This is a genomic window from Acinetobacter sp. neg1 (genome assembly GCF_000788125.1).
GTDB lineage: Bacteria > Pseudomonadota > Gammaproteobacteria > Pseudomonadales > Moraxellaceae > Acinetobacter > Acinetobacter vivianii.
This window is the reverse complement of the sequence record NZ_JSZD01000012.1, coordinates 94,548-109,745: the sequence shown is the minus strand read 5'-3', so window position 1 is coordinate 109,745 and position 15,198 is coordinate 94,548. Positions and strand designations below refer to the sequence as shown.

The following is a 15,198-nucleotide window of genomic DNA, read 5'->3' as shown; positions in this document are numbered from 1 at the left end:
CAAAGTGAAGGCAGTGATTTGCCTTCACTTGAGCCCCAATCAGGCTTTTAAAAATTCTTCCCGATGTTGGCGATAAGGCTCATCAAAAAGCACAAACGTCTGTTCTTGCTTGGCTTCAGCAATCCATTGTTGTACTGAAGGCAAAGCCAATATTTTCTGCATATAGTTTTGGCTAGAAGCCGAGATGGGTAATTTATAACAGTCGAAACGCATCACCACAGGTGCGTAAAATGCATCAGCAATACTGAATTCGCCACATAAAAAACTGTCATCATCTGGACGTTCTGACCAGATCTGATCAATTCGGGCAACATCAGCACGTAATTGGGCGTGCTCTGCCCATAACTGCTTGCCAATATGCGTTAGCTCAGCTTCGACATTCATCGGACAAAGATTACGTAATCCCTGAAAGCTACTGTGCATCTCGGCACTGATGCAACGCGCTCTGACACGCAGGGTTTTATCTTGCGGCCATAAGGCATGTTCAGGATGTTGTTCTGCCAGATATTCACAAATAGCCAACGTATCCCAAACCACCAGATCACCATCCACAAGTGCAGGCACTTTTCCCGTTGGATTAAGCTTTAGAATTTCTGTTTTAAACTGACTATCTGCTTCAAAACTATCAAACTGAATCAACTGTTCCTGAAATGGAATACCAGCCTGTTTCAATAAGATCCATGGACGCATTGACCAGGTCGAATAATTTTTATTGCCAATCAAGAGCTGATACATATTTATTATTTTCCTTTAAATAAGGCGAGTTGTTGTAATAGCTCAGCTTTCTGGAACGCACCAGTTAAGCGTAGCGAACGGATTTCTTGTTGTTGCTGATCGAGGAATAAATAGGTCGGTGGTCCCAAGATATCCCACTGCGCTAAAAGTGCCTGATGCGATGCATCATAGTGGCTTAAATCCAGTTTGATTAGGTAATAACCCGATAATGCCTGCTGGACTTCGGCATCTTTTAAAATACGATGCTCAATCGGCTGGCAAGCGACACACCAATCTGCATAGACATCGATCACGATACCGCGATCTTTGGGTGCATTGGCGAGAATATGCTGAAATTCATCCGCAGTTTGTGCCACATGCCATTCAGCAAGTTTATCTGCCTGAACCGAGCTGAGACTTTGAATATGCTGGTATTGATTAAAAGCCAATGCGGGAATGACTAAAATCAGCAATATCGCATACAGCCATCGCAGCTTGGATTTCTGCCCAAACAGACGATAAACCGCATAGATAATAAATGCCAGCCCGAGAATTAAACTCAGGATTTGAATCGCTAATTCTGGCAATAAAGGGCGAATAAAATAAAGACTCAAGGCGAGCATTAAGAAGGCAAAAATCACCTTGATCTGATTCATCCAGTCGCCAGCTTTCGGTAAGGCTTTAGCGCCCAATACACTTGCCAAAAGCAAAGGTATACCCATACCAAAGCCAAGCGTAAAGAGTAATAATGCACCTTGCCATTGACTCTGTGTTTGCGAAATAAATAGCAAAACCCCAGCCAGTGGTGCAGTCATGCATGGCCCCACCAACAGCGCTGAAATCATGCCCATTACACTGGCACCCACCAGCGTGCCGCCTTTTTGATTGGATTGCATCTGATCCAGTCGATTGACCCAACGCTGTGGCAATTTCAATTCGAACAGGCCAAACAGATTGAGAGCAAACACCACAAACAATAAGCTAAATGCAATCAATGTGGCGGGTTGCTGTAACCAGCGCTGAAAATTCAAACCTGCTGCGGAAGCAATCAAACCCAGTACCGCATAGACCAGCGCCATACTGACCACAAAGGTCAGTGCAATTGACCATGCTTTAACACCTTTATTGTCACGTACGATCAACGAGGTCAGGATCGGTAACATCGGTAATGAACACGGCGTAAAAGCCAATAAAATCCCTAAACCTAAGAATAACAGGATGCTATAAGCCAGCGAATGTTGCTCCAGTGCACTTGACCATTTCTGGTCTTGAGCCATTACACCTGAATTGCCTTGTGAGGATGATGCTGCGCCTGCTTCAGCCTGTACTTCATCACTTGCGGGTTGTTGAGTATTGAATGCGCTAGATGAACGCGCCACGTCCAGAAAGCTTTTTTGGGTATTAGAACTGACATTTTGAGCACTCACCAAACCATCGGCGTCAGTCTGAAATTCAATATTTTGGGGTGGATAGCAAATTCGGTCTTTGGCACAACCCTGCCACGTCACACGATAGTGTTGTGATGCTTGAGTAGGAATACTGAATTCAGCTTGTTGATAATAAACCTGACTATGGCCATAGTTTTCATCATATTGCTCAACTGCTTTAGGCAAATTTAACGTAACAGGCTGATTGCCCTGCTGTACTTCAAATTTATGCTGATATAAATAGTAATTGGGCTGAATCGACCAATGCAAACGTGCCTGATTCGCTTGCGTCGATTCAACCGTAAATGCAAATGCCTGTTCAGGACTGAGTAAAGGTGCCGATGAATTCTCTTGGGCATAGGTCAATGACCCACATAACAACAATAACGTCCCAAGAAAATAACGCATCAATGCAACACCTTCTCCATCTCGAACAGACATTTTCATTCTCATCTCACTATTTTTCTCCTGAATCTCCCTCCCACTTATGTAGAAGTGAATTTAAGAGAATTCAGGAGCATTATTATTAGAATAAAACCGATACGCCGAAGCCACCGTTATAGCTTTTCTGATTGCCATTGAGATCCACCCCAATGCTAGCGTCCAGCTGCGTGCGATTATTCAAGGCATAAACCAGACCTGTGCCGAGGCCATATTCATAATCCTGACTTTCTGCTTTACGGTAAATAAATTCAGAGAAGCCAGATAATTTACCCGCGATCTTATAATCAATGGTTGGTACAGCTGTGACTGCCCAATCGCTGTTTTGCGCTTCATAACGCATGGTAATCGAGGTACCAATCAGGTCGCTGAACTCATAAGCAACTGCTGAGGTTAAGCTGTAGATATCATCATGGTTAGTGAACTCATCGTTACCTGTCGCAATGATTGCTTCTGCTAACAAAGCCATTGATAAGCGGTCATCTTTTAAATCAATCGCTTTTTTTAAACCAATGCTGACATCACCTAAACCATTGGTTTCTTTTTTCATGCCAGCACGCTTGTATTGCTGCCAGACTGGGCCTTGCCAACCCAATTGCAATTCAAGGCCATCTGCCAGACCTGTACGCAATAACATATCGCCATTTAAGGTCAGGGTTTTATCTTTTACCCCATCGACATTACCTTCTTGGTAGCTGACGCTCGGTAAGCTTTGTTCCCATGCCAATTTTCCAACAGGAGTAATACCTGTACCCATGCCCGCTCCAGGACGGTCAAAAGAAAAATCAGCCGCAAAAGCGCTGCTTGCCATCATCGATACGGCAATCACGCTTAAAGTTTGAAAAGTTTTCATCATGTTCCTCTTTCTCTTGTATCGGCTGGGCTTATGCGCCTAGCTCTTTTGACATCTTTGCACCATGCTGACGTAACAATTCCAGTGTTGCACGTTCTTCTGGCAATGATTCTGACCAGTCAATTTCATCAAATTCACAATCAAAGAATAATTGGCTAATTGAAGATAAAACGGTTAAACCTTCTTCATCACGAGTATTTGGATCTACTTTTTCTTCGAGTAAGCGTTGTACCACAGGTACACAAGCCGAACTTGCTGCATCCCAAAGCGGGCCATAAAATTCTTCAGCATCCCATAAGTGCAAATTGGCTTTGGCCTGAATCAGAGCATCTAAAATATCTAGATAAACTTGAAGCGATTGTTGCTTTTCTTCTTCGCTTAATGGCTGGCCTGCTTCATACGCTTCACAAATTGCTTCCCACCATGTGAATAAACCATCACAAATCAATGACACAGGTGGCCCTTGTTCAGGATCAATAAAATTCGGGTCGAGTCCTTCAGCAAGTAATGATTGCACTTGGTCTAAATCGAGTTGTTGTATGGCTTGCACCAAGGCCTGCTGTTGCTTATTTAACATGACCAATTCTCACAATATTTTTTAATGAATGTATTATGCCGAATATCCTGACAGGATTTTATAAAACCATCTAAAAAATCATGTAGAAATTTGATACAGGCATAAAAAAAGCCCCAAATGAGGCTTTTTTTATGCGTTTATCTTTACGCTTCGTCATCTACTTTGACATCTTCATCTGCATCGACATATTCTGGTAAACCACCACGGTGATGATCTTTTTTCTCATATAGATGCTCCAGACTGCGTTTTAACTTATCAATCGCACCATGAATCGAGTTATCAATATTTGTCGCTTTATGTGTCACTGCAACAGGTTTCATTCCTGCTGGACGAGCCTCAATCATACAACGTTTGTCGTGATCGCCCGTTTTATCCCCATTTTCATCACTAATATGAACCGAAAAGTGCGTAATACGCTCGCTATAACGTTGGAATTCCTGTGTAAGTTCTGCACGAACATAACTAATTAAACGTTCACTACCTTGAATGTTTTTATCTGTACGGATTTCAATATTCATAAATATCTTCCTCTCTTTTCTGTGAGACGGTGCTACAAAACTTTCTTATTCAGCACACTTTGAGCATGCGATCATTCAGTGCAGTTGTATATTTTGATTATGTAAATGCTTGTGGTCTCCTCGCTTAGCATCTGTTGATTTTCAGTATGTAAGAAGATCTTCTATAGTTCCAATATCTGTCTTTCGTTAGAAATATGCAAGCTGATTTTTGACATTTTTATTAAAACTTAAACAAAAACCACTTTAACTTTACACGACTTTATTTTTGGCCCGACCTCTACAATTATTTTGTACCTTTGGTCAAATTTGGCTTTATTTTTGCTTAATACCTTGTATGCTTTACACGCCTTTTTGGGGGGAGATTTTTAAATGCAATTGAAGCAACTTGCAGCAACATATTTATTGGTATCTACAGCAGCTTTCGCTCAGGCGAAGCCAATTTGGCAAGATTTCAGCGTGACTGGTTTGTACGGTGAGAACTATGAAGTTGTTGATGAAAAACAAACAACTGTAACACTCGAATATGCGGCAAAAGTTAAATATGCCGATGTGTTTTTCTTTATGGATCGTATGCGTGGCAGCGATGATAATAAAAGTACATATTTCGAACTCTCTCCACGTTTAAGCTTGGGTGAGATCTCAGGACAAAAACTTGCATTTGGTCCAATCAAAGATGTGCTGATCTCAACAACATGGGAAAGTAACAGCGCTGATGGTAATAATTTTGACAACTTCTTGTATGGGGTGGGTTTTGATCTCGCAATTCCATATTTCCAATATGCGAATGTGAATTTCTACCGTGCCAACAACGAAAATACGGCTGATGACTACCAAATGACAATCGCTTATGCGTTGCCATTTAAAGTATCAAACGAAGATTTCTTGGTTGATGGTTTCCTTGACTGGTCGACAGGTGAAAAAGATCACGCAAGTGAACTGAACTGGACGACACAGTACAAATGGAATGTCGGTAAACACATTTCACCAGATACACGCCTTTATTTAGGTGTTGAGCATTCAGTTTGGAATAACAAGTTCGGTATGAAAAACCGTGACGAAAACAACGTCAGCGCTTTGATCAAATATCACTTCTAAGCTTTTAAAGATGTGAAAAAAACAGCAAGGAATTCCTTGCTGTTTTTGTTGGTATCATCGAATATAAAGCTGAAATGATCTGCCGTTTTATCAACGTCTCATCTTTTGTTTTTGCCTGATTTGATGACCTGTGCCCATGCCCGTAAATCTTCCACTTGCACCTTATACGCTCGCACCCCATTTCCAGATTCGCTTTGCGACAGTGAATGATCTTGATGAGATTCTTGCGATTTACAATGCTGAAATTCTCAATGGAACAGCCAACTGGAATGATCAGGCCGTTTCTTTGACGGAATATCAGCAACGCTTTCAGAGCATGCAACAGCAACACTTTCCAATGATCGTGGTAGAAGACCTGAATACCCATCAAGTTGCTGGTTATGCCTATTACGCAGCGTTTCGTGCTATCAGTGGTTATTGTCAAAGTATTGAGCATTCTGTTTTTATTGATCCAAGCTATGCACGCCAAGGTCTGGGCAAAGCCCTCATGCAACAGCTCATTCATCTCGCCAAACAGCAAAACATGCATATTATGGTCGCTGCCATTGATAGTGAAAACAAAGGCTCTATCGTATTGCATGAACAACTGGGCTTCATTCAAACAGGGTATATGCCACACGTGGGACAAAAGTTTGGGCAATGGCGTGATCTTGTCTGGATGCAACTGCAACTCACAGAAGCCTAATAAAACATCACTTTTGTAATACGTTTCTAACGGCAATTTTTGATTTAAAATGAAAGATATACTTTATTTCAAAAATAGCCACAATGATTAAAACATCCCAACTCGGCCTATGCCTCACAATCGTACTTGCTTCAAGTGCCAGCTTTGCCGAACTATCTTTCGAGCAAGAATTGCAACAGGGCTGCGCCAAAGTGAAACAATATGCGCAAGCAGGTAAAAAGTTTTACGATCAAAAACAATATCTCAAAGCAGCCAAACAATTTGAAGACCAAGCCGCATGGGCACATTTCTGTCAGGCTAATGCGGAAGAAAGCGGTGTTCAGATCAGTGATCGAGACATTGAAATCGCCAATAATAATGTGGGATTAAGTTATGCCAAACTCGGTAAGCCGCAATGGGCCAGAGTCTGGTTTTTACGTGATAAAGACTCGAAAACCAGCCAATACAACTTAAAACAACTCCCGAAGCCCAAAGTAACTTCTGATTTACAAGGCACTTATGTTCGCGCCAATGGCTTTGGGCAATGGGACTACATCAAGGTCAGCAAAAAACAAAATAAATATGCGATTGCTTTTGATGGTTATTACTTTGGACTACGCGGCCTGATCTATGGTCCCAATATGGGGCAATTTGAAACCAGCATGCCTATCAAGTCAACGCAGGCTAACTATCGCAATGAAGACTGTGTGATTAAGCTTCAATTTGCCAATGATGCAAAACTTGGTCAAAAAATTGAAGTTGAACAAAACAATGGTGAGTCCTCATGTGGCTTTGGACATAATGTCTATGCAGGCGGAACGTTCTATAAAGTGGAAAACAAATGAGTGATCTTTACACCCAAACTCAACAAAAAATTTAAGAAAAAGTATGAGACTCGGAAACGTCATTCACAACCTGAGCAAGCTAAAGCGACTAAAGCTTTAGCGAAGCGCAAGAAGAGTTGCAATGAAGATTGAGCAGCTTTAATCATTGCTTGTATAGTGATAAAGGCCTTTGCCCTTACGAAGCTTCAACGCTTCTCAGGGCGAAACCAAAGTAGGGCGAACCGCAGGTTTATCCTAAAATTGTATATAAAACAATAAGATTCCACAATGATCACTGTTTAATCAGGCCATAGGTGGAAAATATCTTTCGAGTGTTTTAAATCGCCACCAACTCCCGAATCCCCTTCTCTGGCATCTCCTCACCCCGCCCTTGCGCAATCACCTGCCCACGTGCCATTACGGTATACGCATCTGCCAACTCTTCGGCAAAGTCATAAAACTGCTCCACCAAAATAATCGCCATCTCGCCCTGATCAGCCAGTTTACGAATCACCTGACCAATATCTTTAATAATCGAAGGCTGGATCCCTTCTGTCGGCTCATCCAGAATCAATACACTCGGCTCTGAAGCCAAAGCTCGAGCAATCGCAAGCTGCTGTTGTTGACCACCAGATAAATCACCGCCACGGCGATGTTTCATTTCATCTAATACGGGAAAAATTTCATATAAATGACTTGGCACTTTACGGGTCTTGGCACCCGAAAACTTAGCCATCCCAATTAAAATATTTTCTTCCACGGTCAAGGTCGAAAAGATATCGCGACCTTGCGGCACATAGGCCAAACCGGCACGCACCCGTTGCTCAGGAGACATTTTGGCAATATCTTTGCCATCGAGCAGGATTTGCCCTGATTTAATCGGCAGAATGCCCATCAGACATTTGAGTAAGGTGGTTTTGCCCACTCCATTACGGCCTAATACCACACTACATTCCCCGACAGGCGCGTTAAAAGACACATCACGCAGAATATGACTACCACCATAAAACTGATTAATTTGTTTCACTTCCAGCATGTGTCTCTCCTAACGCCCTAAATACTTTTCAATGACATCTTCATTGGCCTGAACTTCTGCCAATGTGCCTTCTGCCAAGATCGCACCTTGTGCCAATACCGTGACTTTTTCACTGATGGTGTCAATAAAACTCATGTCATGCTCGACCACCACAAGGGTATGATTTTTTTTCAGTTCAAGGCAGAGTTCAGCCGTGCGTTCAGTTTCAGCATCGGTCATACCTGCGACAGGCTCATCCAGCAAAATCAGCTTTGGTCGTTGCATCAACAACATGCCAATTTCCAACCACTGCTTTTGTCCATGCGACAGCAAACCTGCTGGCTTCTGTACAAATTCTTTTAAACGAATTTGTTCCAATGTTTCATCCAAAGCCAACTGCGCTTCTGGATCTAAACGAGAAAATAAGCTTTTTTTCACTCGTTTATCTCTTGGTGCAGCCAGTAGCAGATTCTCCATCACGCTAAAATTTTCAAATACTGTTGGTTTTTGGAATTTGCGACCAATGCCTGCTTCGGCAATTTGCTCGGTACTCATTTTGGCTAAATCATAGTTTTGCCCAAAAAATGCCGTACCTGTGGTTGGGCGAGTTTTACCTGTAATCACATCCATCAAGGTGGTTTTCCCTGCGCCATTCGGCCCGATAATGCAGCGTAACTCACCCTCAGCAATATAAAGCGACAGATCATTCAAAGCCCGAAATGAATCAAACCAGACACTGACTTTTTCCAGATATAAGGCAATGCCATGACTAAAGTCAGCCCCTTGTGGTTTGGCACGTCCATACCCTTCACCGAGTTGACCACCATGTTGAGCAGCGTCAATTAATACATCACTCATTTAGTCGCGCTCCTTTTTAAAACGGTCAAATATGCCAATCACACCTTTCGGCAGGAATAAAGTCACCACAATGAAAAGTGCTCCCAAGATCAATAACCATGCTTCTGGTGCAGCCACAGTGAAATAAGTTTTCACGGCATTAATTAGACCTGCTCCAAGAATCGGGCCAATCAAGGTGCCACGTCCACCCGCAGCGACCCACACTGCCATTTCAATCGAGTTGACGGGATTCATTTCACTCGGATTAATGATGCCTGCCTGCGGCACATACAACGCACCAGCAATACCCGCGATCACCGCAGACAAGACCCATGCCGACAGCTTGTACCACAGTGTGCGATAACCCAGATATTGCAAGCGATTTTCACTGTCACGAATTGCGCCCAAAACACGCCCATAAGGACGATTCATCAGTTGTCGTAAGCCAATAAAACACAGCATCAACACCAGTGCAGTGACAAAACACAGCGTGGCACGCATTGATGCAGAGGTAATGTCAAAACCGAAAATGGTCTTGAAACCAGTAAAGCCATTATTGCCCCCAAAGCCTGTTTCATTGCGGAAGAACAATAACGCTGCGGCAAAAGTCATGGCTTGGGTAATGATGGAAAAATACACACCTTTGATTTTGGAGCGAAAGGCAAAAAATCCAAAAATAAATGCGATCAGACCAGGGACCAGCACGACCAAGGCTAAGGCCCAAGCAAAATGCTCCGTCCCGACCCAATACCACGGCAATTCTGTCCAGCTCAGGAAGCGCATAAAGTCAGGCAGCCCATCGCCTGCGGATTGGCGCATCAAGTACATGCCAAAAGCATAACCACCCAAGGCAAAATACAAACCATGACCTAAACTCAGAATCCCTGCATAGCCCCAGACCAGATCTAGCGCCAAGGCGACCAAAGCCAAACACATGATCTTGCCTATTAAGGTAATCCAATAAGCAGACAGGTAAAATGCAGAGTCTGGAGACAGCAAATGTAACCACGGCAACAACAGCAACACTGCAAAACAACAGGCAATTGCGACAGTGCTATACGGTTTATCTGCGAACACAGAAGTGATTTTCATTGGCTTACTCCACAAAACGGCCTTTGATGGCAAACAAACCTTGTGGACGCTTTTGGATAAACAAAATCACAAGAACCAAGAGAATAATTTTTGCTAAAACCGCACCTAAACCAATTTCTAGCACTGTTCCACTGATACCCAGTCCGAGTGCTGCAAGTACGGCACCCCACACTTGACCGACACCGCCGACCACAACAACAAGGAAGGCATCAATAATGTAATTCTGACCAAGATCAGGCCCGACATTACCGACCTGTGCCAAGGCACAACCTGCTAACCCTGCCAAGCCAGAACCAAGACCAAACGCCATCATGTCAATCCGTGCAGATCGAATGCCAACAGCACGTGCCATTTGACGGTTTTGCGTGACCGCACGAACAAATAAACCAAAGCGGGTTTTATTGAGTAAGAACACCAGCAGCAACAACACAGCAACGGTAAACGCAATAATGGCGATACGGTTATATGGCAGCATCAGGCTTGGCGTAACTGCAATCCCGCCACTCAACCAGCTCACATTTGAGACTTCGACATTCTGCGCACCAAAGACCATGCGTACCAATTGCATCAGAATCAGACTCACCCCAAAAGTGGCAAGTAAGGTTTCCAATTGACGGCCATACAGCGGACGAATGACGGTGCGCTCAATCAACATCCCAATCAAGGCACTGACCAGAAAAGCTGCAGGAATCGCAGCCACCAAATACCAATCTACCAGTCCAGCAAAATGTGTTTTAAAAAAGCTCTGGATCACGTAAGTGGTATAGGCACCGATCATGATGAGTTCGCCATGCGCCATATTAATCACACCCAGCAGGCCATAAGTAATCGCGAGTCCCAGCGCAGCAAGCAATAAAATGCTGGCGGTACTTAAACCTGAAAACACATGCCCCGACCATTCACTGATTTGTATACGGGTTTTAATTTTATTTTGTGCATCCAGCAAAGCTGCCTTTAAAGCTGGATTCTGTTGCGGTTGGTCTAAAGTCTGCGTGATAAGCGCGAATACATCAGGACGATTTGAATCAGCCAAGATCTTCACGGCTTCAAGCTTGGTAAACTCATCAGAACTATTAAAATCCAGACGCGCCTTAAGTTGCGCTAAACGGGCTTTGACCTGATCATTTTTTTCATTGACGTAGAGTTGTTTCACGGTCGCCAGATCTAGCTCAGCCAGATTATTTTCTAAAATATCAACCGCGGCTAATCGCTGTGAGGCATCATTGGAGTTGAGTTTGACTTTGGCTTGTCCAAAATTCAGTGCCTTGCGTAAAGTATTGACCAAAGTGACTTGAGTTAAATCCGCAGGCCACTGTTCCAGTGCTTGCTGTGTAGGATAGCTGAATAGTTTGTCATCATTTTTCAGCAAATAGGTATTGCCAGCACTATCGGTATATAACTCATTTTGATCGATATACACCACCAGTTGATCCAGTTGTTCAATACTGGCAGGCCATTGATTGAGCATGGCACGACGTGTGGCAAAATCAGCCTTTACAAAGGTTTGAATGGCATCTTGAGAAGCTGTAGACGTCACAGGTGCTGTGGATGTGGCCTCTGCCCATGCTGGAGTAAATATCAGCTGCGCCATAATACAGAGCAGTGCCAAAACATAATGCTTCGCCATAGAACTCCCCTTATTGTTACGGTTTAAATAGATCAAACAAAAACAGAATGAAAAAGCCTGCTGCTAAAACAACAGGCTTGAAAAATTATTTAGGGATATACGGACTCCAAGGTTCCGCCTTGATGGTTTGCGGTGTTTTGTAGACTACATCGAACTGACCATCACCACGGATTTGTCCAATCATCACAGGCTTATGCAAATGGTGATTGCTTTCATCCATTTTGAGGGTATAGCCTGATGGTGCAGCAAAGGTTTGACCTGCCATCGCATCACGGACTTTGTCGACCTCAGTCGTGCCTGCTTTTTCAACCGCCTGCTTCCACATATTGATGCCCACATAAGTCGCTTCCATTGGATCATTGGTCACCACTTTGTCAGCATTTGGCAGTTTGTATTCGACCGCATATTGTTTGAATTTATTCACAAACTCAGTGTTTTTAGGATTCTTGACCGACATAAAATAGTTCCATGCGGCTAAATGACCCACCAATGGTTTGGTATCAATACCGCGTAATTCTTCCTCTCCTACCGAGAAAGCCATCACTGGAATATCAGAAGCCTTAATACCTTGGTTACCCAATTCACGATAGAACGGCACGTTAGAATCACCATTGATGGTCGAGATCACCGCAGTCTTTTTACCAGCAGAGAATTTTTTAATATTGGAAACAATGGTTTGATAATTGCTATGACCAAATGGCGTATATTCTTCCATGATGTCAGCATCAGCGACGCCTTTAGATTTTAAGAAAGCACGCAGAATTTTATTGGTGGTGCGTGGATAGACATAATCGGTGCCAAGCAATACAAAACGCTCAGCTTTACCGCCTTCTTCTCCCATCAAATATTCAACCGCAGGAATCGCTTGTTGGTTTGGAGCAGCGCCTGTATAGAAAATATTTTTCGATTGCTCTTGGCCTTCATATTGCACCGGGTAGAACAACAAGCCATTCAGTTCTTCGACCACAGGGAGCACAGATTTACGAGAAACCGATGTCCAGCAGCCAAAAATAACCGCGACTTTATCTTGAGTAATTAGCTGACGCGCTTTTTCTGCAAACAGTGGCCAATCTGAGGCTGGATCGACAATCACAGGTTCTAGTTTTTTACCGAGCACTCCACCATTGGCATTGATTTCATTAATGGTCATTAGCGCGGTATCTTTCAGCGAAGTTTCAGAAATCGCCATCGTGCCTGAAAGCGAATGCAGGATGCCGACTTTAATGGTGTCGCCACTTGTTGCGGGCGCTGTTTTAGCTTCCGTTTTTGTTTGTTCTGTTTTTTCGGCTGGTTTTGAACATCCAACCAGACCAATCCCCATCATGGCTGCCATAAGTACAGACATCGACATTAATTTATTCTGCATCTTTATTCTCCACACCTTGAATATTGTGATTTCTACTGGGTGGGGTTATTCAATTTTTATGCCAACACTTCAAGCATATGTTTTTATTATGTTTTAATAAATTTCACTGATGATTTTTTTGATCTTGTATACAACATTGCATACAAAAAATACCTCCTGACCTAAAATGATGCAAATTTGTTCAACCAAAATCTCTATACTTTAAACAAAGAAAAAGCCAAGCATTGGCTTGGCTTCAATCTATAGATTTTTTCGGGAATTTAGACGCTAATATCCGCTAAATTACCTTTTTGTTCTAACCAGTGTTTACGGTCAGCTGAACGCTTTTTCGCAAGTAATTTATCCAGCAATCCAGCAGTTAAATGCGCATCATCCAGATCCAGTTGCACCAAACGACGGGTATTCGGGTCCATAGTCGTTTCACGTAACTGACTGGCATTCATCTCACCCAAACCTTTGAATCGGGTAATTTGTGGGTTTTTATTGCCCTTCACCTTTTTCAAAATCGATTCAAGTTCGTCATCGTCCAAGGCGTAATACACATCCTTACCAATATCAATACGATACAGCGGTGGCATCGCGACAAATAGATGACCTTCCTCAACCAGTGTCGGGAAATGTTTTACGAACAATGCGCACAATAAAGTCGCAATATGCAGACCATCCGAGTCCGCATCCGCAAGGATACAGATTTTGCCATAGCGCAATTCAGACAAATCATCACTGCCCGGATCAACACCAATCGCAATGGCAATGTCATGTACTTCTTGCGAAGCCAAGACTTCATCCGAAGACACTTCCCACGTATTCAGGATTTTTCCGCGAATCGGCATAATCGCTTGGAAATTCTTGTCACGTGCCTGCTTGGCACTGCCACCCGCAGAGTCCCCTTCCACAATAAATAGTTCACTGTCTTCACGGGTTAAACCGACACAATCGGCTAATTTCCCTGGTAAGGCTGGGCCTGCGACAATCTTCTTACGTTCTACTTTTTTCGCCGCTTTAAGACGACGTCCCGCTTTGGCAATCGCCATTTCAGCCAGTTGCGTCGCAATCTCAGCATGCTGGTTTAACCATAAAGCAAATGCATCTTTGGCAATGTTCAGCACAATATTTGATGCTTCACGGCTGGATAGACGTTCTTTGGTTTGTCCTGAGAATTGCGGTTCCTGAAATTTCAGCGATAAAATGAAATTCACGCCATCCCAGACATCTTCCGCAGACAATTTCATATTACGTGGCAATAAATTGCGTAATTCACAGAATTCACGCAGTGCTTCAGTTACACCTGAACGCAAGCCATTCACATGCGTTCCGCCTTGTGCAGTTGGAATCAGGTTGACATAACTTTCCTGAATCTGTTCACCACCTTCCACGTTCCAGCAAATCGCAAATTCACACGCTGCACGATCCGCTTGCCCACTACTCACAAAAGCAGGATCAGGTAAAATTTCGCGATCTTGCAGTTCATCCATTAAATAGTCGACCAGACCATTTTCAAACTGCCATTCAATTTTTTCTTTATTGATTTTATCGTCATAAATAATTTTTAAACCTGCTGCTAACACAGCTTTGGCTTTTAAATTATGTTTGAGGGCTTTCAGCGCAAATTTAGGGCTATCAAAATATTTCGTTTCAGGCCAGAAACGAACAGTTGTCCCTGTCGCACGCTTTGCCACCTTGCCTTCCAAGACGGCTAATGGCGCAACTGGCTCACCTTGTTCAAAGGCCATTTGATAGAGATTGCCTTGACGTTGGACAGCAACTTCAACACGGGTCGATAAGGCATTGACCACCGAAATCCCTACCCCATGCAAACCACCTGAGAACTGATAGTTGTCGGTACTGAATTTGCCACCAGCATGTAACTTGGTCAGAATAATTTCGATACCGCTTTGCCCATATTCAGGATGGATATCGACTGGCATTCCACGTCCATTATCTTCAACTGACAACGAACCATCTTCATATACGGTCACACAAATCTGGTTGGCATGGCCTGCAAGTGCTTCATCGACTGCATTATCAATCACCTCTTGCGCCAAATGGTTTGGACGCGAGGTATCGGTATACATGCCTGGTCGACGACGAACAGGATCTAAACCAGAAAGAACTTCAAGGGATTGTGCCGTGTATTGTGTCACTTGG

At 43.3% G+C, this 15,198-nt stretch carries 14 protein-coding genes; 3 read left to right on the top strand and 11 right to left on the bottom strand.

Going from position 1 to position 15,198, the window contains the following annotated elements:
* Positions 1 to 39: 39 nt before the first annotated feature.
* The 5 genes from PJ15_RS08965 to PJ15_RS08945 form a co-directional block, all read right to left on the bottom strand.
* Positions 40 to 735: a glutathione S-transferase family protein gene (locus PJ15_RS08965; protein ID WP_047429996.1), complete on the bottom strand. Its 696-nt coding sequence runs from the start codon at positions 733 to 735 to the stop codon at positions 40 to 42.
* Between the two features lie 5 nt (positions 736 to 740).
* A complete protein-coding gene (dsbD, locus tag PJ15_RS08960; protein WP_047429993.1) occupies positions 741 to 2,588 on the bottom strand; it encodes a protein-disulfide reductase DsbD in 1,848 nt (615 codons plus the stop codon).
* Positions 2,589 to 2,667: 79 nt separating this feature from the next.
* Positions 2,668 to 3,435 carry a transporter gene (locus PJ15_RS08955; RefSeq protein ID WP_004776290.1) on the bottom strand — a complete coding sequence of 256 codons (768 nt, stop codon included), beginning with the start codon at positions 3,433 to 3,435 and terminating at the stop codon, positions 2,668 to 2,670.
* A 31-nt stretch (positions 3,436 to 3,466) separates the two neighbouring features.
* The gene (locus PJ15_RS08950) at positions 3,467 to 4,012 is read right to left on the bottom strand and encodes an ankyrin repeat domain-containing protein (protein ID WP_047429987.1); all 546 of its coding nucleotides are present in this window, start codon (positions 4,010 to 4,012) and stop codon (positions 3,467 to 3,469) included.
* 143 nt (positions 4,013 to 4,155) lie between these two features.
* Positions 4,156 to 4,530: an HPF/RaiA family ribosome-associated protein gene (locus PJ15_RS08945; RefSeq protein ID WP_004776293.1), complete on the bottom strand. Its 375-nt coding sequence runs from the start codon at positions 4,528 to 4,530 to the stop codon at positions 4,156 to 4,158.
* 369 nt (positions 4,531 to 4,899) lie between these two features.
* Between PJ15_RS08945 and PJ15_RS08940 the strand changes: the two genes are divergently transcribed.
* The 3 genes from PJ15_RS08940 (at position 4,900) to PJ15_RS08930 (ending at position 7,134) form a co-directional block, all read left to right on the top strand.
* A complete protein-coding gene (locus PJ15_RS08940) occupies positions 4,900 to 5,625 on the top strand; it encodes an outer membrane protein OmpK (protein ID WP_047429984.1) in 726 nt (241 codons plus the stop codon).
* 136 nt (positions 5,626 to 5,761) lie between these two features.
* Positions 5,762 to 6,310, top strand: coding sequence for a GNAT family N-acetyltransferase (locus PJ15_RS08935; RefSeq protein WP_047429982.1), 549 nt, complete (start codon positions 5,762 to 5,764; stop codon positions 6,308 to 6,310).
* Between the two features lie 83 nt (positions 6,311 to 6,393).
* Positions 6,394 to 7,134, top strand: a complete 741-nt coding sequence (locus PJ15_RS08930; protein ID WP_047429979.1) for a hypothetical protein — start codon at positions 6,394 to 6,396, stop codon at positions 7,132 to 7,134.
* A gap of 316 nt (positions 7,135 to 7,450) precedes the next feature.
* Here PJ15_RS08930 and urtE read toward each other — a convergent pair whose 3' ends face one another.
* From urtE to parE, 6 genes are all read right to left on the bottom strand, one after another.
* Positions 7,451 to 8,149 (bottom strand): urea ABC transporter ATP-binding subunit UrtE, encoded by a 699-nt coding sequence (gene urtE / locus PJ15_RS08925; protein WP_047429977.1) that lies wholly within the window; start codon positions 8,147 to 8,149, stop codon positions 7,451 to 7,453.
* A 9-nt stretch (positions 8,150 to 8,158) separates the two neighbouring features.
* The gene (urtD, locus tag PJ15_RS08920) at positions 8,159 to 8,986 is read right to left on the bottom strand and encodes an urea ABC transporter ATP-binding protein UrtD (protein ID WP_047429975.1); all 828 of its coding nucleotides are present in this window, start codon (positions 8,984 to 8,986) and stop codon (positions 8,159 to 8,161) included.
* Complete coding sequence (gene urtC / locus PJ15_RS08915) at positions 8,987 to 10,057, bottom strand: urea ABC transporter permease subunit UrtC (protein WP_047429971.1); 1,071 nt, start codon at positions 10,055 to 10,057, stop codon at positions 8,987 to 8,989. It lies immediately after the preceding gene.
* A gap of 4 nt (positions 10,058 to 10,061) precedes the next feature.
* Complete coding sequence (urtB, locus tag PJ15_RS08910; RefSeq protein ID WP_047429969.1) at positions 10,062 to 11,684, bottom strand: urea ABC transporter permease subunit UrtB; 1,623 nt, start codon at positions 11,682 to 11,684, stop codon at positions 10,062 to 10,064.
* Between the two features lie 85 nt (positions 11,685 to 11,769).
* Positions 11,770 to 13,050, bottom strand: coding sequence for an urea ABC transporter substrate-binding protein (urtA, locus tag PJ15_RS08905; protein WP_047429966.1), 1,281 nt, complete (start codon positions 13,048 to 13,050; stop codon positions 11,770 to 11,772).
* Positions 13,051 to 13,310: 260 nt separating this feature from the next.
* Entirely contained in the window at positions 13,311 to 15,194 is a 1,884-nt protein-coding gene (parE, locus tag PJ15_RS08900; protein ID WP_047429965.1) for a DNA topoisomerase IV subunit B, read from the bottom strand.
* Between the last annotated feature and the right edge of the window lie 4 nt (positions 15,195 to 15,198).

Coding starts and splice junctions, on each gene's coding strand:
- urtC (WP_047429971.1), bottom strand. CDS start 10,057: ATGAAAATCACTTCTGTGTTCGCAGATAAACCGTATAGCACTGTCGCA.
- PJ15_RS08950 (WP_047429987.1), bottom strand. CDS start 4,012: ATGTTAAATAAGCAACAGCAGGCCTTGGTGCAAGCCATACAACAACTC.
- urtD (WP_047429975.1), bottom strand. CDS start 8,986: ATGAGTGATGTATTAATTGACGCTGCTCAACATGGTGGTCAACTCGGT.
- PJ15_RS08965 (WP_047429996.1), bottom strand. CDS start 735: ATGTATCAGCTCTTGATTGGCAATAAAAATTATTCGACCTGGTCAATG.
- PJ15_RS08945 (WP_004776293.1), bottom strand. CDS start 4,530: ATGAATATTGAAATCCGTACAGATAAAAACATTCAAGGTAGTGAACGT.
- PJ15_RS08940 (WP_047429984.1), top strand. CDS start 4,900: ATGCAATTGAAGCAACTTGCAGCAACATATTTATTGGTATCTACAGCA.
- urtB (WP_047429969.1), bottom strand. CDS start 11,684: ATGGCGAAGCATTATGTTTTGGCACTGCTCTGTATTATGGCGCAGCTG.
- dsbD (WP_047429993.1), bottom strand. CDS start 2,588: ATGAAAATGTCTGTTCGAGATGGAGAAGGTGTTGCATTGATGCGTTAT.
- PJ15_RS08935 (WP_047429982.1), top strand. CDS start 5,762: ATGCCCGTAAATCTTCCACTTGCACCTTATACGCTCGCACCCCATTTC.
- urtA (WP_047429966.1), bottom strand. CDS start 13,050: ATGCAGAATAAATTAATGTCGATGTCTGTACTTATGGCAGCCATGATG.
- urtE (WP_047429977.1), bottom strand. CDS start 8,149: ATGCTGGAAGTGAAACAAATTAATCAGTTTTATGGTGGTAGTCATATT.
- PJ15_RS08955 (WP_004776290.1), bottom strand. CDS start 3,435: ATGAAAACTTTTCAAACTTTAAGCGTGATTGCCGTATCGATGATGGCA.
- PJ15_RS08930 (WP_047429979.1), top strand. CDS start 6,394: ATGATTAAAACATCCCAACTCGGCCTATGCCTCACAATCGTACTTGCT.